At 70.0% G+C, this 17,838-nt stretch carries 16 protein-coding genes and 1 pseudogene; 7 read left to right on the top strand and 10 right to left on the bottom strand.

Features of this window, described 5'->3' with window-relative positions:
- The first annotated feature begins 47 nt into the window (after positions 1–47).
- The 3 genes from AB0J16_RS43840 to AB0J16_RS43850 are packed head-to-tail and all read left to right on the top strand — an operon-like array spanning position 48 to position 2,638.
- Complete coding sequence (locus tag AB0J16_RS43840) at positions 48–1,088, top strand: cupin domain-containing protein (protein ID WP_358551254.1); 1,041 nt, start codon at positions 48–50, stop codon at positions 1,086–1,088.
- A gap of 40 nt (positions 1,089–1,128) precedes the next feature.
- The gene (locus AB0J16_RS43845) at positions 1,129–1,950 is read left to right on the top strand and encodes a fumarylacetoacetate hydrolase family protein (RefSeq protein ID WP_358551256.1); all 822 of its coding nucleotides are present in this window, start codon (positions 1,129–1,131) and stop codon (positions 1,948–1,950) included.
- Positions 1,940–2,638 carry a maleylpyruvate isomerase family mycothiol-dependent enzyme gene (locus AB0J16_RS43850; protein ID WP_358551258.1) on the top strand — a complete coding sequence of 233 codons (699 nt, stop codon included), beginning with the start codon at positions 1,940–1,942 and terminating at the stop codon, positions 2,636–2,638. The genes AB0J16_RS43845 and AB0J16_RS43850 overlap by 11 nt, the downstream gene beginning before the upstream one ends.
- Positions 2,639–2,662: 24 nt before the next feature.
- Here AB0J16_RS43850 and AB0J16_RS43855 read toward each other — a convergent pair whose 3' ends face one another.
- The 4 genes from AB0J16_RS43855 to AB0J16_RS43870 all read right to left on the bottom strand — a co-directional run bounded on the left by AB0J16_RS43855 (position 2,663) and on the right by AB0J16_RS43870 (position 7,031).
- Positions 2,663–4,234, bottom strand: coding sequence for a heparinase II/III family protein (locus AB0J16_RS43855; protein ID WP_358551260.1), 1,572 nt, complete (start codon positions 4,232–4,234; stop codon positions 2,663–2,665).
- A gap of 218 nt (positions 4,235–4,452) precedes the next feature.
- Positions 4,453–5,310 carry a hypothetical protein gene (locus AB0J16_RS43860; RefSeq protein ID WP_358551262.1) on the bottom strand — a complete coding sequence of 286 codons (858 nt, stop codon included), beginning with the start codon at positions 5,308–5,310 and terminating at the stop codon, positions 4,453–4,455.
- Positions 5,303–5,950, bottom strand: coding sequence for an RNA polymerase sigma factor (locus AB0J16_RS43865; protein WP_358551264.1), 648 nt, complete (start codon positions 5,948–5,950; stop codon positions 5,303–5,305). Before AB0J16_RS43865 ends, AB0J16_RS43860 begins: the two co-directional genes overlap by 8 nt.
- Positions 5,951–5,999: 49 nt before the next feature.
- Positions 6,000–7,031 carry a DUF5937 family protein gene (locus tag AB0J16_RS43870; protein ID WP_358551266.1) on the bottom strand — a complete coding sequence of 344 codons (1,032 nt, stop codon included), beginning with the start codon at positions 7,029–7,031 and terminating at the stop codon, positions 6,000–6,002.
- Between the two features lie 60 nt (positions 7,032–7,091).
- Between AB0J16_RS43870 and AB0J16_RS43875 the strand changes: the two genes are divergently transcribed.
- The 3 genes and pseudogenes from AB0J16_RS43875 (at position 7,092) to AB0J16_RS43885 (ending at position 10,098) form a co-directional block, all read left to right on the top strand.
- Entirely contained in the window at positions 7,092–8,309 is a 1,218-nt protein-coding gene (locus AB0J16_RS43875; protein ID WP_358551268.1) for an MFS transporter, read from the top strand.
- A gap of 507 nt (positions 8,310–8,816) precedes the next feature.
- Positions 8,817–9,395: pseudogene (locus AB0J16_RS43880) on the top strand (LLM class flavin-dependent oxidoreductase); the annotation flags it as partial.
- 406 nt (positions 9,396–9,801) lie between these two features.
- The gene (locus tag AB0J16_RS43885) at positions 9,802–10,098 is read left to right on the top strand and encodes an SCP2 sterol-binding domain-containing protein (RefSeq protein WP_358551270.1); all 297 of its coding nucleotides are present in this window, start codon (positions 9,802–9,804) and stop codon (positions 10,096–10,098) included.
- Positions 10,099–10,139: 41 nt separating this feature from the next.
- Here AB0J16_RS43885 and AB0J16_RS43890 read toward each other — a convergent pair whose 3' ends face one another.
- A complete protein-coding gene (locus AB0J16_RS43890) occupies positions 10,140–12,359 on the bottom strand; it encodes a thiamine pyrophosphate-dependent enzyme (protein WP_358551272.1) in 2,220 nt (739 codons plus the stop codon).
- Between the two features lie 198 nt (positions 12,360–12,557).
- On the opposite strand from AB0J16_RS43890, the gene AB0J16_RS43895 reads away from it, so the two are divergent.
- Positions 12,558–13,907 carry a hypothetical protein gene (locus AB0J16_RS43895; protein WP_358551274.1) on the top strand — a complete coding sequence of 450 codons (1,350 nt, stop codon included), beginning with the start codon at positions 12,558–12,560 and terminating at the stop codon, positions 13,905–13,907.
- A gap of 64 nt (positions 13,908–13,971) precedes the next feature.
- Here the strand turns inward: AB0J16_RS43895 and AB0J16_RS43900 are convergent, their stop codons facing one another.
- From AB0J16_RS43900 to AB0J16_RS43920, 5 genes are all read right to left on the bottom strand, one after another.
- The gene (locus AB0J16_RS43900) at positions 13,972–14,523 is read right to left on the bottom strand and encodes a hypothetical protein (protein ID WP_358551276.1); all 552 of its coding nucleotides are present in this window, start codon (positions 14,521–14,523) and stop codon (positions 13,972–13,974) included.
- Positions 14,524–14,618: 95 nt separating this feature from the next.
- Positions 14,619–15,473 carry an ABC transporter permease gene (locus AB0J16_RS43905; protein WP_358551278.1) on the bottom strand — a complete coding sequence of 285 codons (855 nt, stop codon included), beginning with the start codon at positions 15,471–15,473 and terminating at the stop codon, positions 14,619–14,621.
- Between the two features lie 55 nt (positions 15,474–15,528).
- Positions 15,529–16,509 (bottom strand): ATP-binding cassette domain-containing protein, encoded by a 981-nt coding sequence (locus tag AB0J16_RS43910; protein ID WP_358551280.1) that lies wholly within the window; start codon positions 16,507–16,509, stop codon positions 15,529–15,531.
- A gap of 3 nt (positions 16,510–16,512) precedes the next feature.
- Entirely contained in the window at positions 16,513–16,995 is a 483-nt protein-coding gene (locus AB0J16_RS43915; RefSeq protein ID WP_358551282.1) for a PadR family transcriptional regulator, read from the bottom strand.
- Between the two features lie 232 nt (positions 16,996–17,227).
- Positions 17,228–17,812 (bottom strand): TetR/AcrR family transcriptional regulator, encoded by a 585-nt coding sequence (locus tag AB0J16_RS43920; protein WP_225289634.1) that lies wholly within the window; start codon positions 17,810–17,812, stop codon positions 17,228–17,230.
- Positions 17,813–17,838 lie beyond the last annotated feature (26 nt).

Consider the following 17,838-nt stretch of genomic DNA (forward strand, 5'->3'; position numbering starts at 1 on the left):
AGCAGAATGCTAATGCACTGTGCAGAATTGACTCCTAACGTGGACCCATGACCCCAGAGGAGAGGCTTTACGCCGACTTCACGGCAGAGCACCTGATTCCGCTCTGGACCCAGGTCGGCGATCTGATGCCGGCCCACCCCAAGCCGAAGGCCAGGCCCCACGTTTGGGCGTGGAAGACGCTGCATCCGCTGGCCGAGCGGGCGGGCGACCTCGTGCCCGTCGGCCGGGGCGGCGAGCGGCGGGCCATCGCGCTGGCCAACCCCGGCCTCAGCGGCCTGCCGTACGCGACGCCGACGCTGTGGGCGGCCATCCAGTACCTGGGCCCACGCGAGGTCGCCCCCGAGCACCGGCACACCCAGAACGCCTTCCGCTTCGTCGTCGAGGGCGAAGGCGTGTGGACCGTGGTGAACGGCGACCCGGTGGCGATGCGGCGCGGCGACTTCCTCCTCACTCCCGGCTGGCACTTCCACGGCCACCACAACACCACTGACGCGCCCATGGCCTGGATCGACGGGCTGGACATCCCGTTCGTCCACCAGACCGACACCTCGTTCTTCGAGTTCGGCCCCGACCAGGTCACCGACAGCACCACCCCGCACCTCTCCCGCTCCGAACGTCTGTGGGCGCACCCGGGGCTGCGGCCGCTCTCAGCCCTGGGGGCCACGCCCAGCTCGCCGATCGCCGCCTACCGCTGGGAGCACACCGATCGCGCGCTCGACGAGCAACTGGCGCTGGAGGACGAAGGCCATCCCGGGCCGGTCGAGCCGGGCCACGCCGCCGTCCGCTACACCAACCCGACCACCGGGGGCGACGTCATGCCGACGATCAGGGCCGAGTTCCACCGGCTGCGTCCCGGCGCCGTCACCGCCGCGCGCAGGGAGGTGGGGTCGTCGGTCTACCAGGTGTTCGACGGCGAGGGCGCGGTCACGCTCGACGGCGTGGAGCGCCCGCTGACCCGGGGCGATCTCGTCGTGGTGCCGTCCTGGTGCGCGTGGTCGTTCCGCGCCGGCAGCCGCTTCGACCTGTTCCGCTTCGCCGACACGCCCATCTTCGAGGGCCTGCACCAGTATCGAGAAGAGCTTCTGTGAAGCTCCCTTCCATCAAGAACCCCCACCGAGAGGAAACCGCGTGAAGCTCGCGACCCTGCGGCTGCCCAGCCGTACCACCGCCGCCCGCGTCGACGGTGAGCACGCCGTGGAGATCGGGGCGCCCGACATCGGGGCGCTGCTGGCCGAGCCCGGCTGGCGCGAACGGGCCGCCACCGCGGACGGCCCCAGGCACCCGCTCGCGGGCGCGGACCTCGCTCCCGTGGTGCCGCGGCCCGGGAAGATCATCTGTGTGGGGCTCAACTACCGCACCCACATCCTGGAGATGGGCCGCGAACTGCCCGCCTACCCCACGTTGTTCGCCAAGTTCGCCGAGGCGCTGATCGGGCCGTACGACGACATCGTGCTCCCCGCCGTCTCGCCGGCCATGGACTGGGAGGCCGAGCTCGCCGTCGTCATCGGCACGGAGGTGCGGCACGCCTCGCCCGAACAGGCGCGGGCCGCCATCGCGGGCTACTCGGTGTTCAATGACGTCACGGCACGCGACTACCAGAACCGTACGTTGCAGTGGCTCCAGGGCAAGACCTTCGAGTCCACGACCCCGTTCGGCCCGTACCTCGTCACCCCCGACGAACTCGACGGCCCCTTGACCATGCGGTGTGAGGTCGACGGGGAGGTGGTACAGCAGGCGGACCCGGCCGACCTGGTGTTCCCACCGGCCGAGCTGATCGCGTACGTGTCACAGATCCTCACCCTGCGGCCGGGCGACGTGATCGCGACCGGCACTCCCGGCGGGGTGGGGCACGCCCGCAAGCCGCCGCGTTACCTCGCCGACGGCCACAAGGTCGTGACCCGGATCGCGGGCGTCGGCGAGCTGGTCAACATGGCGCGCCATGATGGCTGACCTCACCTGGCTCGACTCCGGCACCGCGTACTTCGCCGCCCGCCTCGACGCCGCCGACCTCGACCGGCCCAGCCGCCTTCCCGGGTGGACCGGACGGCACCTGGTGGCCCACGTCGCCTGCAACGCCTCGGCGCTCGGCCGGCTCACCCATTGGGCGCGGACCGGCGAGGAGACGCCGATGTACGCCGGCGCGGAGGCGCGCAACGCCGAGATCGAAGAGGTGGCGCGGCTCTCGCCGGCCGAGCTCGTACGCCTGGCCGAGGAGAGCGCGGACCGGCTGCGGGTCTCGCTGGAGGAGCTGTCGGACTGGGACGCGCGGGTACGCACCGCGCAGGGCCGCATGGTGCCCGCCTCGGAGATCCCCTGGATGCGGGCCCGCGAGGTGTGGATACACGCGGTGGACCTGGGGACGGGCGGCCGGTTCGAGGACTTCCCGCCCGAGTTCGTGGACGCGCTGCTCACGGACGTGACGGAGACGTGGGAACGGCGGGGGCAGGGGCCCGCCGTGGTGCTCGCACCGACCGACAGGCAACGGGTCTGGCGAGTGACCGTGGAGCCGGAGGCAGGCGGGGCGGCCGCGCCGCACGTGGGCCGGGTGAGCGGGACGGCCGCTGAGCTGGCCGCCTGGATCACTGGGCGTGGTCCCGCCCCGGACAGTGACGCGCCCGCGCTCGGCCGCTGGCTGTAGCCGGTTTCGGCCAGGGACGACAGCTCATAGCCTCGACCCCCGGAACGTGACCGGCCCGTCAGGCGTGCCCACCGTGATCAGGTCACCCTCGGCTGAGACGGCCGGGTCCGCGCTGCCCGGCACGATCACGGTGAGCAGCCGGGAAGCCTCCGGGGACGTCACCGTCACGGTCTCCGCCGTCCGGAGGTACCCCGGTGAGACCGTGCCCGGCCGTACCGTCTGACCGCCCACCGGCCTGCCGTCGGCCGTGAGCTGCAGGAGCGTCACGCGGCGGGCGTCGTCGCCCAGCACCACGACGCCGTCGCGCTGGTCGACCAGCCGCAGCGACGGGTCGAAGTGCCACACGTCGCGCACCGCGTGCCCCTCCGGCACCGAGTCCAGCACGGCCATCAGATCCGGTCCGTGGCTGACCAGGATCTCGCGCGTACGGCGCACGCTATACGCCTTGTCGCTGAGCCGGTACGACTGCCGCGACGGGCCGATGTCCGACGCCTCCAGGCGCGTGGCCGTACCCGCTCGGAAGCCCGCGCCCACCACCGAGGGCACGTTGTGCGCGTCGGGCGACTTGGTCCACTCCACGTAGTCCGTCTTCTCGTAGGAGTGGAAACCGGCCTCGACCAGCACCGGGCGGCCCTGCGCGTAATAGGTGACGCCCAGATGGTCCTCGTGCCCGTGCAGCCGCCGCCCCGGCCCGAACCTGATCGAGTAGAACGCCGAGCCCGGATCGTCCCAGGTGGTCCGGCCGAAGACGTACCCGCCGTCGAAGACCCGCACCCTCGCCCCGTCGTGCGCGAACCCGGCCGCCCGCGTGTCCGCCGGGCTGTCCCCGAGGGGCGCCAGGAAGCCGTCGGGCTGCGCGGCATGGGCCACGTACGCTTCGAGGGCCGTCCGGCGCGCCGCCAGCCGGTTCGGAATCTCGGCCCCGCTCTCCTCGATCGCCCGTAGCGCCACCCCGAGCCGCCGGTGCACGTACAGCCCGTATCTCGGCGCCTGCTCGTGCAGGACGCCCTGCTCGTCGATGGCGAGTTCGGCCGAGGCGAGCATCCGGCGGATCGCCAGGTCACGCCACTCGTTCCGGCCCAGGCGGCAGCCCACCACCAGCAGCGCGATGTCCTGGTCCAGGCCGTGGTTGTGGCCCTGACGGTAGAGCATCGGGTCGGAGAGGATCTCGCCGTGCTCGGCGAGGCTGTCCAGCAGGCGGCGGCTGTCGACGTGGGCGCTCAGGCACACCAGCACGGGGGCGCGCAGCGCGACGGCGTGCTCGGCCCAGGCCCAGGGGCTGAGGTCGGCGTGGTCGCGCGGGTTCTCGCGGATCCAGTCGTCGGCCAGGATCTCGGCCCGGTCGAGGTAGGCCCCCTCGCCCGAACGCTCGTACTCGGCGACCAGGCCGCCCATCCAGCGCAGGGTGTGCAGGTTCAGCGCCCAGGAGCGGTTGCCATGCGGGTTCAGCCGCCAGTCGATGTCCTGGCCGAGGTCCACCGGGGGCAGGCCGACGAAGGTCACCCGCCCGGCCATCACCTCCGGCACCTTGATCTTGGGGAACTGGTGGGCCAGGCAGATGGCCCGGCCGGGCGTCGTACGGGCACGCCAGAACACGTGGTGACTCCTGATTTCGGGCGCGCGAAACCCACGCACGGCGCTAACGGCGACGCGCGAGCTTCACGAGCGGGGGAGGGCCGCGGCGCGCGAGAACCGAGCGCGGCGGTGCGAGCGTGGTGATGTCAGCGCGGCGCGGACGCCCGCGCGGCGCGGGGCCGAGCGGGGGAGCCGCGCGGCGGTGAGGTCAGGGCACCGACGTGTCCCGACTTATGGGGTTATGGACGGGTGCTTGCGGATTCCCCCGGACCCTTGTCGGTCCAACCGGCACCCAGGACCACCTCGGACGTCTGCGAGCTGCCCGTCCCCGAGGTGTTGGAGCTGGCCAGCACCTGCGAACTGGTCACATCGATGATCAGCGTCCGCTGAACCGGCGGATCACCGGCCAGGCTGAAGGTGAACGCGTCACCGGTGCGCCCCCGCTGATCCGTCTTCCTGCCCAGGTAATGGACGTTCGGCAGGTCACCGAGCAGCCGATAGGCCGCCGCCCGGACGGCAGGTGGCGACGGCTTGCTCCACAGCAGCCCGCTGAGCGCGTCCGCCAGGACATCGTCGCCGGACCCGGCGGGCAGCATCCCGATCACCCACTCCTTCAGCGCGGTCGGGTCGGACGGCAGCCGCTGGATCTGTTCGACCGTCAGATCCTTCCCCGCCATGCTGAACGGCGCTCGTCCCGAGACCGCGACGACCTTCGCGGGCCGGCCCGTCACCCGCTCGCCCCTCCACGCCTTCCCGTCGGAGGTCGCCCAGAGGTCGGTGACCTTCGTGCCGTTGTGGAGCTTCTCGATGTGCCAGTACGTCCCCTTGTCGGCGGGACCCGACGCCGCCGTGGTCGCCGCGGCCAGCAGGATCGACCGCCCGGAGACCACCGAGTCGGGCGTACGGGGCGAAGTGAGCGCCACCACGGCCGTCACGGCGACCGCCGCCGTGGCGAGGCTGCCCACGACCCCTCTCCAGGAGAGCCATGACGTACGCGAGGAGCGCTCGGCGTCCAGTCGCTCGCGGACCCTGGCCTTGAGCGCCGGGTCGGCCGGCGGCTGGCCGTACAGCTCGCGGATCGACGACAGCTCATCCATGGTCGGCCTCCTCGGGGGCGAGCAGCGGATTGGTGTCGCCCAGGGAGCCGCGCAGCTTCTTCCTGGCCCGGCTCAGCCGGGAGCCGACCGTGCCGTACGGGATGCCGAGCGCCGTGGCGATCTCCTCATGGCTCAGCCCGGCCAGCGCGACGAGCAGGATGACGTCGCGATCGCGCTGATCCAGCGCCGCCAGGGCGGAGGCCAGGTTCGGCTGCAGGCTCTGGGCACTGACCCGCGCGGTCACCCGGTCCTCGTGTCCCGGCGCGTCGCGGTCGGGGCCGTACCGTCCCAGCGCGCGCAGCGTCCGCGCCTCCAGGCGGCGGTGCTTGCCGATGAGCTTCGTGGCGATGCCGAACAGCCAGGCCCGCACGGTCGCGCGCGCCGGGTCGTATTGTGCGCGCTTCCTGAAGGCGATGAGGAAGGTGTCGGAGACGACGTCCTCGGCATGGTCGGCCCCGAGGCGCTGGGCGACATAGCCGTGGATCTCGCCGAAACAGGCGTCGAACACCGCCCCGAACACCTCGGCGTCCACGAGCGACCCGGGCACGCCCTTGGCCCCGTCGACCGCCCCCGCGTCATCGACCGGACCCGGCACGGCGTCGGCGGAGTGGCCGGAGATCCAGGACAGTGCCGTCACCACGGCTGCCCCTTCACGATGCTTGCCCCGTCATGTGCCACCCTTCGAACGATCAGCGGATATCTCTTATCCCCCGATCCGCCCGATCGCTTTCACGCACGCTGTCGGCGGGCCTTGCGTCTCCGGCGAGGAGTGCCTCGGCGACAGCCGTACGGGCATAGAGCACGTATCTCCCCGTCCGGTGCGCACTGGCCAGTCCGGCCTTGCGGAGCGCGGTGAGATGCTGGTTCGCGCCCGGTTCTGACAGGTCGAGGCGGGTGGCCAGGTCCCTGGTCGAGGCGGGCTGGTCGAGTTCGGCCAACAGCCGGGCGCGGGTCCGGCCGAGCACGGCGGCCAGCGCTTGTGGCGGGTCGCTCTCGCGGTGCTCCCAGAGCGTCGCGACGCCCCGCGGCGGGTAGCGGATCGTGGGCTGCCAGGGCGGGGCCGTGATGGAGAAGACCCGCGGCCAGGTGAACAGCGACGGCACGAGCAACAGCCCCAGCCCGCCCAGCGGACGCACTCCTTCGCAGACCGTCTTCGGCAGGCGCAGGGTCTCTCCCTCCCACGTCACGGCCGTGTCGAGGTCGCTGAGCATGTGCCGCAGCCCACCCTCGGCCAGTGACCTGGCGCGATAGAGCACGTCGCCGTCGAGCAGAGTGCTGATCCGGGGCCAGTAAGGCGCGATGGCCGCGTCCCAGTAGCCGCGGATCTCCTCGGCCAGCCGCTCGAGACCGCCCGCGGGGTCGGCATGGAGCGTCTGAAGTGCTCTGGTGGGTGGACCGTCCCAGATGTCGAGACCCTCCCGGACCAGGGGCGCCATCGCCACCATCGTGGCCAGCTCCACCTCCAGGTCGGGCACGGAGGTTGAGGGTGGCGGGCTGACGAAGCCGACGATCGAGGTCGTGGGCACCGGCACCAGGTCGGACAGCAACCGCCAGTCGACATCGGCCAGCCGCCGGCGTACCCGCTCGGCCCAGGGCTTGAGTACGGCGTGCGCGGCCGGGTTCTTCACCACCCGGACGCTGGCGACGACCTCCCACAGAGGAGAAACGGCGAAACGGACATGGGCCGCATCCTGCGCGGTGAATGTCAGTTCAAGCCCCATTCGATTCAGCCTCTGCTTAATCAATAGCGGTCAGATCCCCTATCCCATCATCTAGGGGGCATGACAGCTGTTGCCGAGACACCGCTCCTGCGTGATTCCTCCTTCAGAAACCTCTTCGTGGCGTCGGCGGTCAGCCAGTTCGGCACCCAGGTCGGCTATGTGGCGATGCCGCTGCTCGCGGTGACCGCTCTCGGCGCGGGGCCTGGCGAAGTGGGACTGCTCAGCGCCCTCACCACGATCACCGTGCTCGTGCTGGGCCTGCCCGCCGGGGCATGGGTGGACCGGGTCAGGTGCCGCCCGGTGATGATCGCGACGGACCTCGTTCGGGGTGCGCTCCTGATGTCGGTGCCGGTCGCGTGGTGGCTGGGCGCGCTCACGATGACTCAGTTGTACGGCGTCGCCATCGCGACGGGAGTCGGCACGCTCTTCTTCGACGTGGCCGCCCAGAGCACGGTGCCGCACCTGGTGGGCCGCGACCGGCTCACCGCCGCCAACTCGGTGCTCGTGGGCACGAACGCGGCGATGGACGTGGGTGGCAGGAGCACCGCCGGGGTGCTGGTGACCCTCGCGGGCGCGCCGGCGGCGATCCTGCTCGACGCGCTCACCTACGTGTGGTCGGCCGTGTGGCTGCGCCGGATCAGCAAAAGTGAGCCCCCACCGGCCCCCGTCCCCGAGGAGCGGCTCGGGCGGCGGATCGGCGAGGGGGTGCGGTACCTGTTCGGCAACCGGGTCCTCGTCGCCATCGCGGTACAGGGCGGCATGTCGAACCTCGCCTTCCCGCTCTGCTCGACGCTGCTGCCCGTGCTCCTCGTCGACGAGCTCGGACGGCCCGCTTGGGAGCTCGGGGTCTACCTCGCCGTCGGCGGGCTCGGCGCACTGGCCGGTTCGGCCACGGCCCACCTGATCGGCCGTCGGTTTGGTCGCGGGCGTGCCGTGTGGGTCGTCGGTGTGGTCACCGCGCCGCTTGCGTTCCTGGTGCCGTTCGTCGGTTGGAGTGTCTGGGCCTCGGCGGCCGCGTGGAGCGTCCTGTGCTTCCGGACGGGGTTGAACAACGTGCTGCTCGTCAGCTTCCGGCAGCAGGTCACGCCCGACTCGATGCTCGGCCGGATGAACGCCACCATGCGCCTGATCCTGATGGGCGCGGTCGGTGTCGGCGGCCTGCTGGCGGGTCTCCTCGGCGAGGTCTGGGGTACGGGGGCGGCGATGTGGGCAGGCGCGTCGATCATGGCGGGCAGCTGGATACCGATCTGGCTCAGCCCACTGCGCCGCGAGATCTGACCCGGGACTCGGCGATGTCGCCGCCGTATGGTGGGAACCAGCGTCTCTGAGACCGGAGGGGACGAACTGTTGCTGGCGTTCGCTATGCGAGTCGGTGGTTACCGTTAGAACTGTTGTTGGATTTCTCTGACGTGATCGGGTGCGACGGATGGTAATCGTGCGGTAATTTTCTGTCACAGCCGGGTGCCTGACTGGCGCTCGGTCCCCGCCCCTGTGGGTGTCCGCATCAACGGGACAGCGTCCGGCGGGGCGGTGGCCCAAGAGGCGCACTTCCTCCAGGGGTGCGCAGTCAGGCCCCGACAGCGCGGTTCTCAACCACGGTCCGCCCGGCTTGCCGGACGGACGCGGCTTCGGCTTCCACCGGATCGCTTCCCGGCCCCGGTTGGGTGCGACGAGACTACGCCGATGTCCGCTTTACCTAGGTAAACACAGGGAACCGAAGACGCTTGAGGTGCGGTTCGGAATCTTCTACGAGCATCAGCTGCCCCGCCCCTGGAAGACCGGACAGTGAGCAGCGCCTGTACGTCGACGCGCTGGAGCAGGTCGAGATCGCCGACCGGGTCGGGTTCGACTACGTGTGGGTGGCATTCGCCCTACCTGCGGATGCCGCCGCGCAACGTGATCCCGAAGACCGTGCAGAAGCCGCACCCGCCCCTGTGGGTGGCCTGCTCGCGGCGGGAGACGATCCATCTGGCGGCGCGGAACGGGATCGGGGCGCTGTCGTTCGCGTTCGTGCATCCGGAGGAAGCGGGGAAGTGGTCGCGGGACTACTACCGGCTGCTGGAGTCGGCGGAGTGCGTGCCCGCCGGGTTCGCGGTCAACGCCAACCTGGCGGTCGTGCTGCTGATGATGTGCCACGAGGATTCCGCCGAGGCTCGGCACCGGGGCGCTCAGGGGGCGGCGTTCTTCGCCTATGCGCTGGCGCATTATTACGGGCCGTCGAAACACACTCCCGGCCACAGCAGCATTTGGGGAAATTTCACGAAAGAGCAGCCAAAGGTGGGGGCGCAGGGGAGGGATCCCCTCGCGGGCGCATTGGGGAGTCCGCAGCAACTCATCGACCTCATCAGCCGGTACGAGGAGGCGGGCGTGGACCAAATGATCTTCGTACTCCAGGCCGGGCCGAATCGCCATGAGCACATTTGCGAAAGCCTTGAATTGTTCGGGAAAAAGGTTCTGCCCGCATTCACCGAAGGGCGCGACGAGCGCGAGCGCGCCAAGTCCGCCCGGCTGGCCCCGGCCATCGAAGCCGCCCTGTCCAGGCGTTCTCCGGCCAGGACGCTCTCCCAGCCGTACGCGATCGACGAGGACGCGGAGCTGTCCCGCGTCACCCACCGGCCGCCGCCCACCCCGGCGGACGTCCTCGCCGCGGCCCGCAAGCGAGCTCGCCTCACGGGCCAGCACCCTTCTGTCCCGCTTCGTCGCGGGCCGGTCCGACGAGGACCTGGCCCGCTGGCTGAGTCCCGGCCGTCAGCGGCTCCTGTTCGCCCTCATGGCCCGCTCCTTCAAACCGGACAAGGCCTTCGGCTTCCAGGGCGCCCTCGAATTCCGTCTCCAACCCCGTGCCACCTGGACCATCGTCGTCCGAGGCCCCCGGGCCCGCGCCTTCCCTGGCCCGGCTCGCGCCCCGTCCATAACGCTCACCCTCCCGGCCGCCGACCTGCTCCGCATCGTCGCGGGCACGGCGAACCCGGCCGCCCTGCTGATGTCGGGCCGCCTCCAGATAACGGGCGACGTGACGCTGGCCTCCCGGGTGGGAGAGATGTTCGGCGGCGCTTCGCCGTACTGAGTCGTCCTGAAAGCCGTAGTAAGCCGTACTGAAAGGAGACCTCAGCCCAGCAGCTTCCGCGCCGCCTGCTCGATCTCCTCCTCGGACATCAGCACGTGAGCGGCCGCCTCGCCCAGCGGGATGAAGCTGTCCGCCGACGTCACCCGCCCCACCTGCCCGGAGAACCCCGCGTCCATCAGCTCGGCCACGATCCCCTCCGACACCCCGCCCGTGTGGCGGGTCTCGTCGGCGATCAGCACCTTGCCCGTCAGCTCCGCCGCCCGCACCAGGTCCTCCACCGGCAGCGGCGCCAGCCAGCGCAGGTCCAGCACCCGGCAGCCGTAGCCCTCCTGCGTGAGGCGTACGGCGGCACGCAGGCTCATCCGCAGCCCGTTGCCGAAGGTGACGATCGTGAGGTCGCGCCCGTCTCCATAGGACCGCGCCCGCCCGATCGGGACGTGGGTCTCCGGCCAGCGCGAGGGCGGCGCGTAGGGCGCCAGCCAGCCCGCGTCGCCCTCCTCGAACAGGTCCTTTGTGTGATAGAGCGCGATCGGCTCCAGGAACACGCACACGGAACCCTCCGTGCGGGCCGCCGCCAGGCAGGTACGCAGCATGGCCGCCGCGTCGTCGGGCCGTGACGGCGAGGCGATGACCAGGCCGGGGATGTCGCGCAGGGCCCCGACCGCGTTGTCGTTGTGGAAGTGGCCGCCGAACCCCTTCTGGTAGGCGTAGCTGGCCACCCGCACCACCAGCGGATTGAGATAGGCGCCCTGCGAGAAGAACGACAGCGTCGACGCCTCGCCCCTGAGCTGGTCGAGCGCGTTGTGCAGGTACGCCAGATACTGGATCTCCGGCACCGGCAGCAGCTTCGACACCCCCGACCCGAGCGCGAGCCCCAGGATGGACTGCTCGTCGAGGTGCGTGTCGAACACCCGCCCGCCGCCGAACCGCTTCTGCAGCCCCCGGGTGACGCCATAGACGCCGCCCTTCTTGGCGACGTCCTCACCGAAGACCATCATCTCCGGGTAGACGGCGAGCGCGTCGGTCAGCGTGCGGTTGATGGCCTGGGAGAGCGTCAGCGGCTTCTCGGCCTCGGGCAGGGAGCCGGCGAAGGCGCGTTCTCTGACCGATGCCTCGGCCGCCACCGGGCTGATCCTGGCGATCATCTCGGGCCGGCGCGGCGCGAGCGGCTCCATGATCTCCTTGGCCGAGCCGAGGCGCGGGCTGCGGGTGGTCTCCAGAGCGATCCGCAGTATGTGCTCGCGTGACGACTCGTACTGCATGAGCAGCTCGTCGGGCGTGACCAGCCCCGCCTCGACCAGCAGCCGGGCGGTGACCAGGAGCGGGTCGCGCTCCATGTCGGCGCGGATCTCCCGCTGGGTGCGGTAGGCGGATTCGACGTCGGACCCGGCGTGGCCCATGAGCCGGACCGTGCTCAGGTGCAGGAACGCGGGGGAGCGGTTGGCGCGTACGTGCTGGACCGCCCGGACGGCCGTGTCGTAGGCGTCGGCCAGGTCACAGCCGTCGGCGGCGAAGTATTCGATGCCCGGACGCCGCGCGCTCGCCGCCACCCAGCCCTTGGGCGTGCGGACGCTGATGCCGATGCCGTTGTCCTCGCACACGAACAGGATCGGCAGCGCCTGCCCCTGGTGCGTGGCGTAGGCGGCGGTGTTGAACCCGGTCAGCGCCGTGGCGTGGTTGACCGAGGCGTCGCCGAAGCTGCACACGGTGATCGCGTCGTCCGCCCACGGCGTGGGAACGCCCAGCGCGCGGCCCCGCTCGATGGCGAAGGCGACGCCCACCGCGCGCGGCAGGTGGCTGGCGATCGTCGAGGTCTGCGGGATGATCGCCAGGTCGGGATGGCCGAACACCTTGTGCCGGCCGCCCGCGATCGGCTCGTCGGCCGCGGCGGCCAGCCCCATGAGCACGTCGCGGATGCCCTGCTCGGGCAGCCGTCCGGCCTGCTCGGACCTGGTCAGGTAGAAGGCGCCGGAGCGGTAGTGCAGCAGCGCGGGGTCGCCGGGCCGCAGCGCGGCGGCGACCGCCGCGTTGCCCTCGTGCCCGGCCGAGCCGATCGTGTAGAAGGACTGCTCCTGCGCGCGCAGCCAGCGGGCCGCGATGTCGAGCAGGCGGCTGTCGAGCTGGCGCTGGAAGAGGGTGCGGCACTGCTCACCGGTCAGCGACGCGCCCTCGCGGACGGGCCGCCCGGGATCACGGGCCGCGCCCCCCTTCAGCGTCGCAATGGCTTGGGTGAAATGAGTCTCAACAGTGTCGCGCGCCACAAGGCGATTATGTCGCCCCGATCCCGGGTTCGTCTGCCCGTCGGGAGTGACATGTTGTGGACCGGTCCGATTGACCCTGATCTATAACAAGTTGTCAGATCCCGCAACTTTCTGGCCAACCTGAATGTCTACTGGGAAAGATAAGCGTGGCACCCTCAATGCCGCGTTGAGCACCAGGGGATCCAGAAAGGAACCCGTATGTTACAACGCATCCGTGTCGCCGCCGTCGCGCTCGCGACGGCCGCCGGGCTTCTCGCCCTGGCACCATCGGCGTCGGCCGCGGCCAAGGCCCCCGCCATCTCCGACGTGGACCTCAGTCCGGGCTCTCCGGCCGTGGTCTTCGACAAGCCGGTCACGGTGACGTTCACGTTCACCACCAAAGACGCCGGAAAGGCCGAACTCCAGCTCAAGCCGCCCGGCCTGAGCGTCGGCACGCCCATCGACCTCAAGTCGGCGCCGTTCGGCGTGTGGACGAAGTGGACCGGTACGAAGAGCTTCGAGGCGAAGGACGCCGGCAAGTGGAGCTTCCTCGCCATCGCCCACGGTGACGGCGACAAGTCGGCCAGCGGCACCTTCGACGTCCAGAAGGCCCTCGTCACCAAGATCGTGGACTTCGGCGCCAGCCCCGGCCAGGTGCACCGCGGTGACATGATCAAGGTCTCCGGCCGGCTCCTGGCCGACGGCAAGGGATACGCCGGGGTCGTGGCGATTACTTTCCGTGAGCGGAGCGCCGACGCCTACCGCCGGGTCGCCACGGTCACGAGCGGCCGCGACGGCTGGTTCAGCACCAGGGTGCGCGCCGATGCCACCGGCTGGTGGCGGGCCGAGTTCGGCGGGAACAAGGAAGCCAGGGCATCGGTCAGCGACAGCGACCGGGTCGACGTCCGGATCAGGCACAATTCCGACAGCAGGATCGTCGGCTTCGACGCCACCCCCGCGCCCGCCGACAAGGGCGCCCGGCTGAACTTCACCGGCTCCCTGCAGGTCGAGCGCTGGCAGGCCCTGCCCGGCCAGCGGGTCTCGATCTATTTCAGGCAGGACGGCTCGCGCCGCTGGGAGTACGTCACCAGCGACGTGACCAACCGTGACGGCCGCTTCTGGGCCACCGCGACCGCGCAGTCCTCGGGCTGGTGGCGGGCCGCGTTCGAGGGGACCAGAGGCGTCAAGGGCTCGGTCTCCGACGCCGCCTGGGTCAAGGTCGTCGAGCCCACCCCGCCGCCGACGGCGGACAAGTCGGCCAGCCGGGTGATCAAGTTCAACGCCTACCCGGAGCCGGTCAAGCGCGGCAGGTACCTGAAGGCCAGGGGCGTGCTGCAGATCGACGACAGCGGATCCTGGGAGGGGTACGCGGGCAAGGTCGCGCTGTACTTCAAGCCGGTCGGCTCGCACAAGTGGCAGTACGTGAAGACCACGCGGTCCGGTGACAGCGGCAAGCTGTACGTCAGGGTCAAGGCGTGGAAGTCGGGCTCGTGGAAGTTCGTGTTCGGCGGGGACGACGATTTCTACGGAGACGGCAGCCGTAGTGACTATGTCCGCGTGAAGCGGTAGCCGGTTCGGAACGGCAGGGTTGAGGCCCGGGGGCGCGGTTGCCCCGGGCCTCAATTGTCGGGTGCTACGACTCGGGGGCCTTCGCGCCGAGGCTGATGAGCATCGACTTGAGCTCACCGAACCCGGTCTTGAGCTCCCTGACATCGGTCTTGAGCTCACCGACATCGGTCTTGAGCTCACCGACTCCCGTCTTGAGCTCACCGACATCGGTCTTGAGCTCACCGACATCGGTCTTGAGTTCGGCTATGTCCTTGTCAACGGCCTCGAACCGACGGGCCATGGACAACTCGAGGTTGTCGAGCCTGGTGTTCTGCTGATCGAGGCGATGATTGACCTTTGCGATGTCTTGGTTGACCCGGTCGAAGCCATCCAATGTGTCGCTATTGAGCGTGTAGATCTTCTCGTCGAGCTGGTTCGCCCGGCTGTCGATCTTCTGGTTGAGCTCTTTGGTCCGCTTGTCGATCTTGTCGAGGATGTTCTTGCCCATGGCGTCTGCGCGCTCATGGTGGGTGTTGAACCGTTCGGCGACCGTCATGTCAGGCACACCGCTAACTGTACGTCTCTCGAGTACGGAGACCCGGCCCTCGAGCTCAATCACTGCCGCGTGCAAGTCCAACTCTGGCGCTCCTTTGAAGGGGGGATCGCGCTTGCATCGGAGAAGTTACCCTCCGTGACCAGAGCGTCGCAGGCAGATGCGAAAACCAGTGCGACCTACTCCGCCCGCCTGAACTGCGCGATCCCAACCCCAAGCAGAACGGCCCCCAGCAAGGCCACAACCCCGAGCTCCACCCCCACCGGCACCTGGAAGTCGAACCACCGGACCCCGGGATTGAGCACCGCGTTCACCTGCGCGGGCACGTCGAGGTGGGAGAACACCGCGTGCCGCATCGGGTCCACCGCGTACGTCATCGGGTTGATCACCGTCAGCAGGTGCAGCCACGACGGCAGGTTGGCCAGCGGGAACATGGCCCCCGAAAGGAACAGCATCGGCATGATCGCCATCTGCATGAGCCCGAAGAAGGTCTGCATGTTCCGCATCCGGGCGGCCAGCATCACCCCGAACGCCGTGATCGTGAACGCCGCGAGGAACATCTCCGCCAGCATCGTCATGATCAGGCCCGGCGAGTACGGTACGCCGACCAGCCCGGCCATCGCCAGGATGATGACGCCCTGCCCGGTGGCCACCACCGCCCCTCCCAGGCACTTGCCGACCACGATCGCCCCGCGTGAGACCGGCGCGACGAGCATCTCGCGCAGGAAGCCGAACTCGCGGTCCCACACGATGGACCCGGCCGAGAACATGCCGGTCATGATCACGGTCATCGAGATCATGCCGGGATACATGAAGGTGCGGTAGTCGATGCCCGGGATGGCGCCGCGCACCAGTGAGCCGAGCCCGGTGCCCATCACGAACAACCACAGCACCGGCTGCAGCAGCATCGACAGCATGCGGGTGCGGTCGTTGACGAACCGCAGCAGCTCCCGATGCAGGACTACCTTGACCGCCCGGAGGTCGTGCCCGGTGCCGCGCACCGGCACCCGGACGGCGATCGCCTCTGTCGCCATGTCTACCGCCCCGCCCTCGCGTTCATCCGCGCCATCGCGTTGATCCAGGCCATGACTACCGCCTCGCCATCGCTCTCATCCACGTCCGGCCGCCCGACTCGGCGCCTTCCTCGGCGTCGCGGATCGTGGAACCCGTGTAGTTCATGAACACGTCGTCGAGTGAGGGCCGTGAGACGCTCACCGACCTGATCGGCATGCCCAGTTCGGCGAACAGCCGGGGCACGAACTCCTCGCCCGACGCCACGGCGAACGTCACCGCGCCCTCGTGCACGGCCGCCTCCAGGCCGAACTCCTCGCGCAGCGCCCGGATCGCGGCGTCGTCGTCGCCGGTCTGGATCTGTACCCGGTCCTTGCCGACGCTGGCCTTCAGCGCCTCCGGCGAGTCGATGACGACGACCTCGCCGTGGTCGATGATCGCGATCCGGTCGCAGTACTCGGCCTCGTCCATGTAGTGGGTGGTCATGAAGATGGTGATGTCCTCCAGGCGCCGGAGCTGGTTGATGTAGCCCCAGATGGCCGAGCGGGTCTGCGGGTCGAGGCCGACCGTGGGCTCGTCCAGGAACAGCACCCGCGGTGAGTGCAGGAGCCCGCGGGCGATCTCCAGCCGCCGCTTCATGCCGCCGGAGAACGTCATGACCTTGGCGTCCTTGCGGTCCCAGAGCGCGACCATCTCCATGACCTGCCGGATCCGGTCGCCGACGACGCTCTTCGGCACGCCGTACAGCTCGGCGTGGAAGCGCAGGTTCTGCTCGGCGCTCAGGTAGCCGTCGAGCGTCGGGTCCTGGAAGACCAGGCCGATGTTCCGGCGTACCTCGTCGCGCTGGCGCACCACGTCGTACCCGGCGACCGTCGCGCTGCCGCCGGTCGGGTTGACGAGTGTGCAGAGCATGCTGATCGTGGTGGTCTTCCCGGCGCCGTTCGGGCCGAGGAAGCCGAAGACCTCGCCGGGGGCCACGTCGAAGTCGACGCCTTTGACGGCCTCGATCTTCCCGTAGTCCTTCCTTAAACCGTGTACGGCCACCGCCGCGTCTGTCATCGCTCAGTCCTCCGCGAGGATCTGGAAAACGGACTTGCGCGTCTGCCTGAGCAACTTCTTGGCCCGCGCGACCTGCTGGTCGTTGGCCGTCCGAGCCAGGTGGCTGAACGCCTCGTTGAGCTGCGCCCACAGCAGCCGCAGCTCGTGCCGGTCCTCGGGCACGGAGCGCGCCACCTCGTCCCAGGGCGGCTCGCCGTCGAGGTGGCGTACGGCCCGCTCACGGCCCTGCTCGGTCAGGCTGTAGAGCCGGGAGCCGCCGGTGTCGTCGCCGGTGACCAGGCCCTCGTCCTCCAGCTGCTGGAGTGCCGGATAGACCGAGCCGGGACTGGGCCGCCACACTCCGCGGCTGCGCTCCTCTATGTCCTGGATCATCTGGTAGCCGTTCTTCGGCCCTTCGGCGAGCAGGCTCAGCAGCGCGGCCCTGACGTCTCCCCGCCGTACCCGCGGAGCGCCGCCCTCCCAGCCCATCGGCGGCACATCGGGCATGCCGCCCATCCCCGGCGCACCTCCCATTCCCGGCCCGCCGCCCGAAAAGACCGGAGGACCAGGCGGGCCCGGGGGGAGCGGGGGGTGCGCGGGGTGCGGTGGCGGTGGGGCGCCGGGCGGCCCTTCCCACATGTGTGGATCACGCATCACGCCTCCAACTATCGAGATAGCGTGACGATATATCTAGATAGTTGGCATGAATAGCCCCATTTTTGGGTGTTGTGGCGCCGTGTTAGTGAGCGTTAACCGAGGCCGCGATGGCAGCCCGCGCCATCGCGTGCAGGAGGAGGCGCATGGCGCGCGCGGGCAGCTCGCCCGCGCTGTGCGGCGTGGAGTTGAGCAGCCCGAAGACGGCGTGTGTGGCGGCCCGCAGGCGCGGGGGCGGGCACGACGGGTGCAGTTCGGCCAGCACGGTGACCCATTCCTCGACGTACAGCCGCTGCAGCCGCCTGATCTGCCGCCGCTCCGGCTCGGGCACGTTGCCCAGCTCCCGGTCGTGCACGGTGATCAGCGCGGGCTGTTCGAGCGCGAAGGTGATCTGCACGTTCAGGAGCGCGTCGAGCGTCTCCTCGGGCCCGCCGGGCGAGGTGACCGCCGCGGCGGCCGACTCGCGCAGCCGCGAGCTGATGCCCAGCAGCATCTCGGCGAGCAGCGCCTCCTTGCCGCTGAAGTGGCGATAGAGCGCCGGGCCCGAGACGCCGACGGCGCCGCCGATGTCCTCGATCGAGACGCCGTGGAAGCCGCGCGCGGCGAACAGGTTCGCGGCCGCGCCGAGGATCTCCAGGCGCCGGCTGCCCCGGCTCCGCGTCGTCGTCACGTCTCACATGGTAGACGGTTACGTTA

The sequence above is a fragment of the Nonomuraea sp. NPDC049750 genome (assembly GCF_040659625.1).
GTDB lineage: Bacteria > Actinomycetota > Actinomycetes > Streptosporangiales > Streptosporangiaceae > Nonomuraea.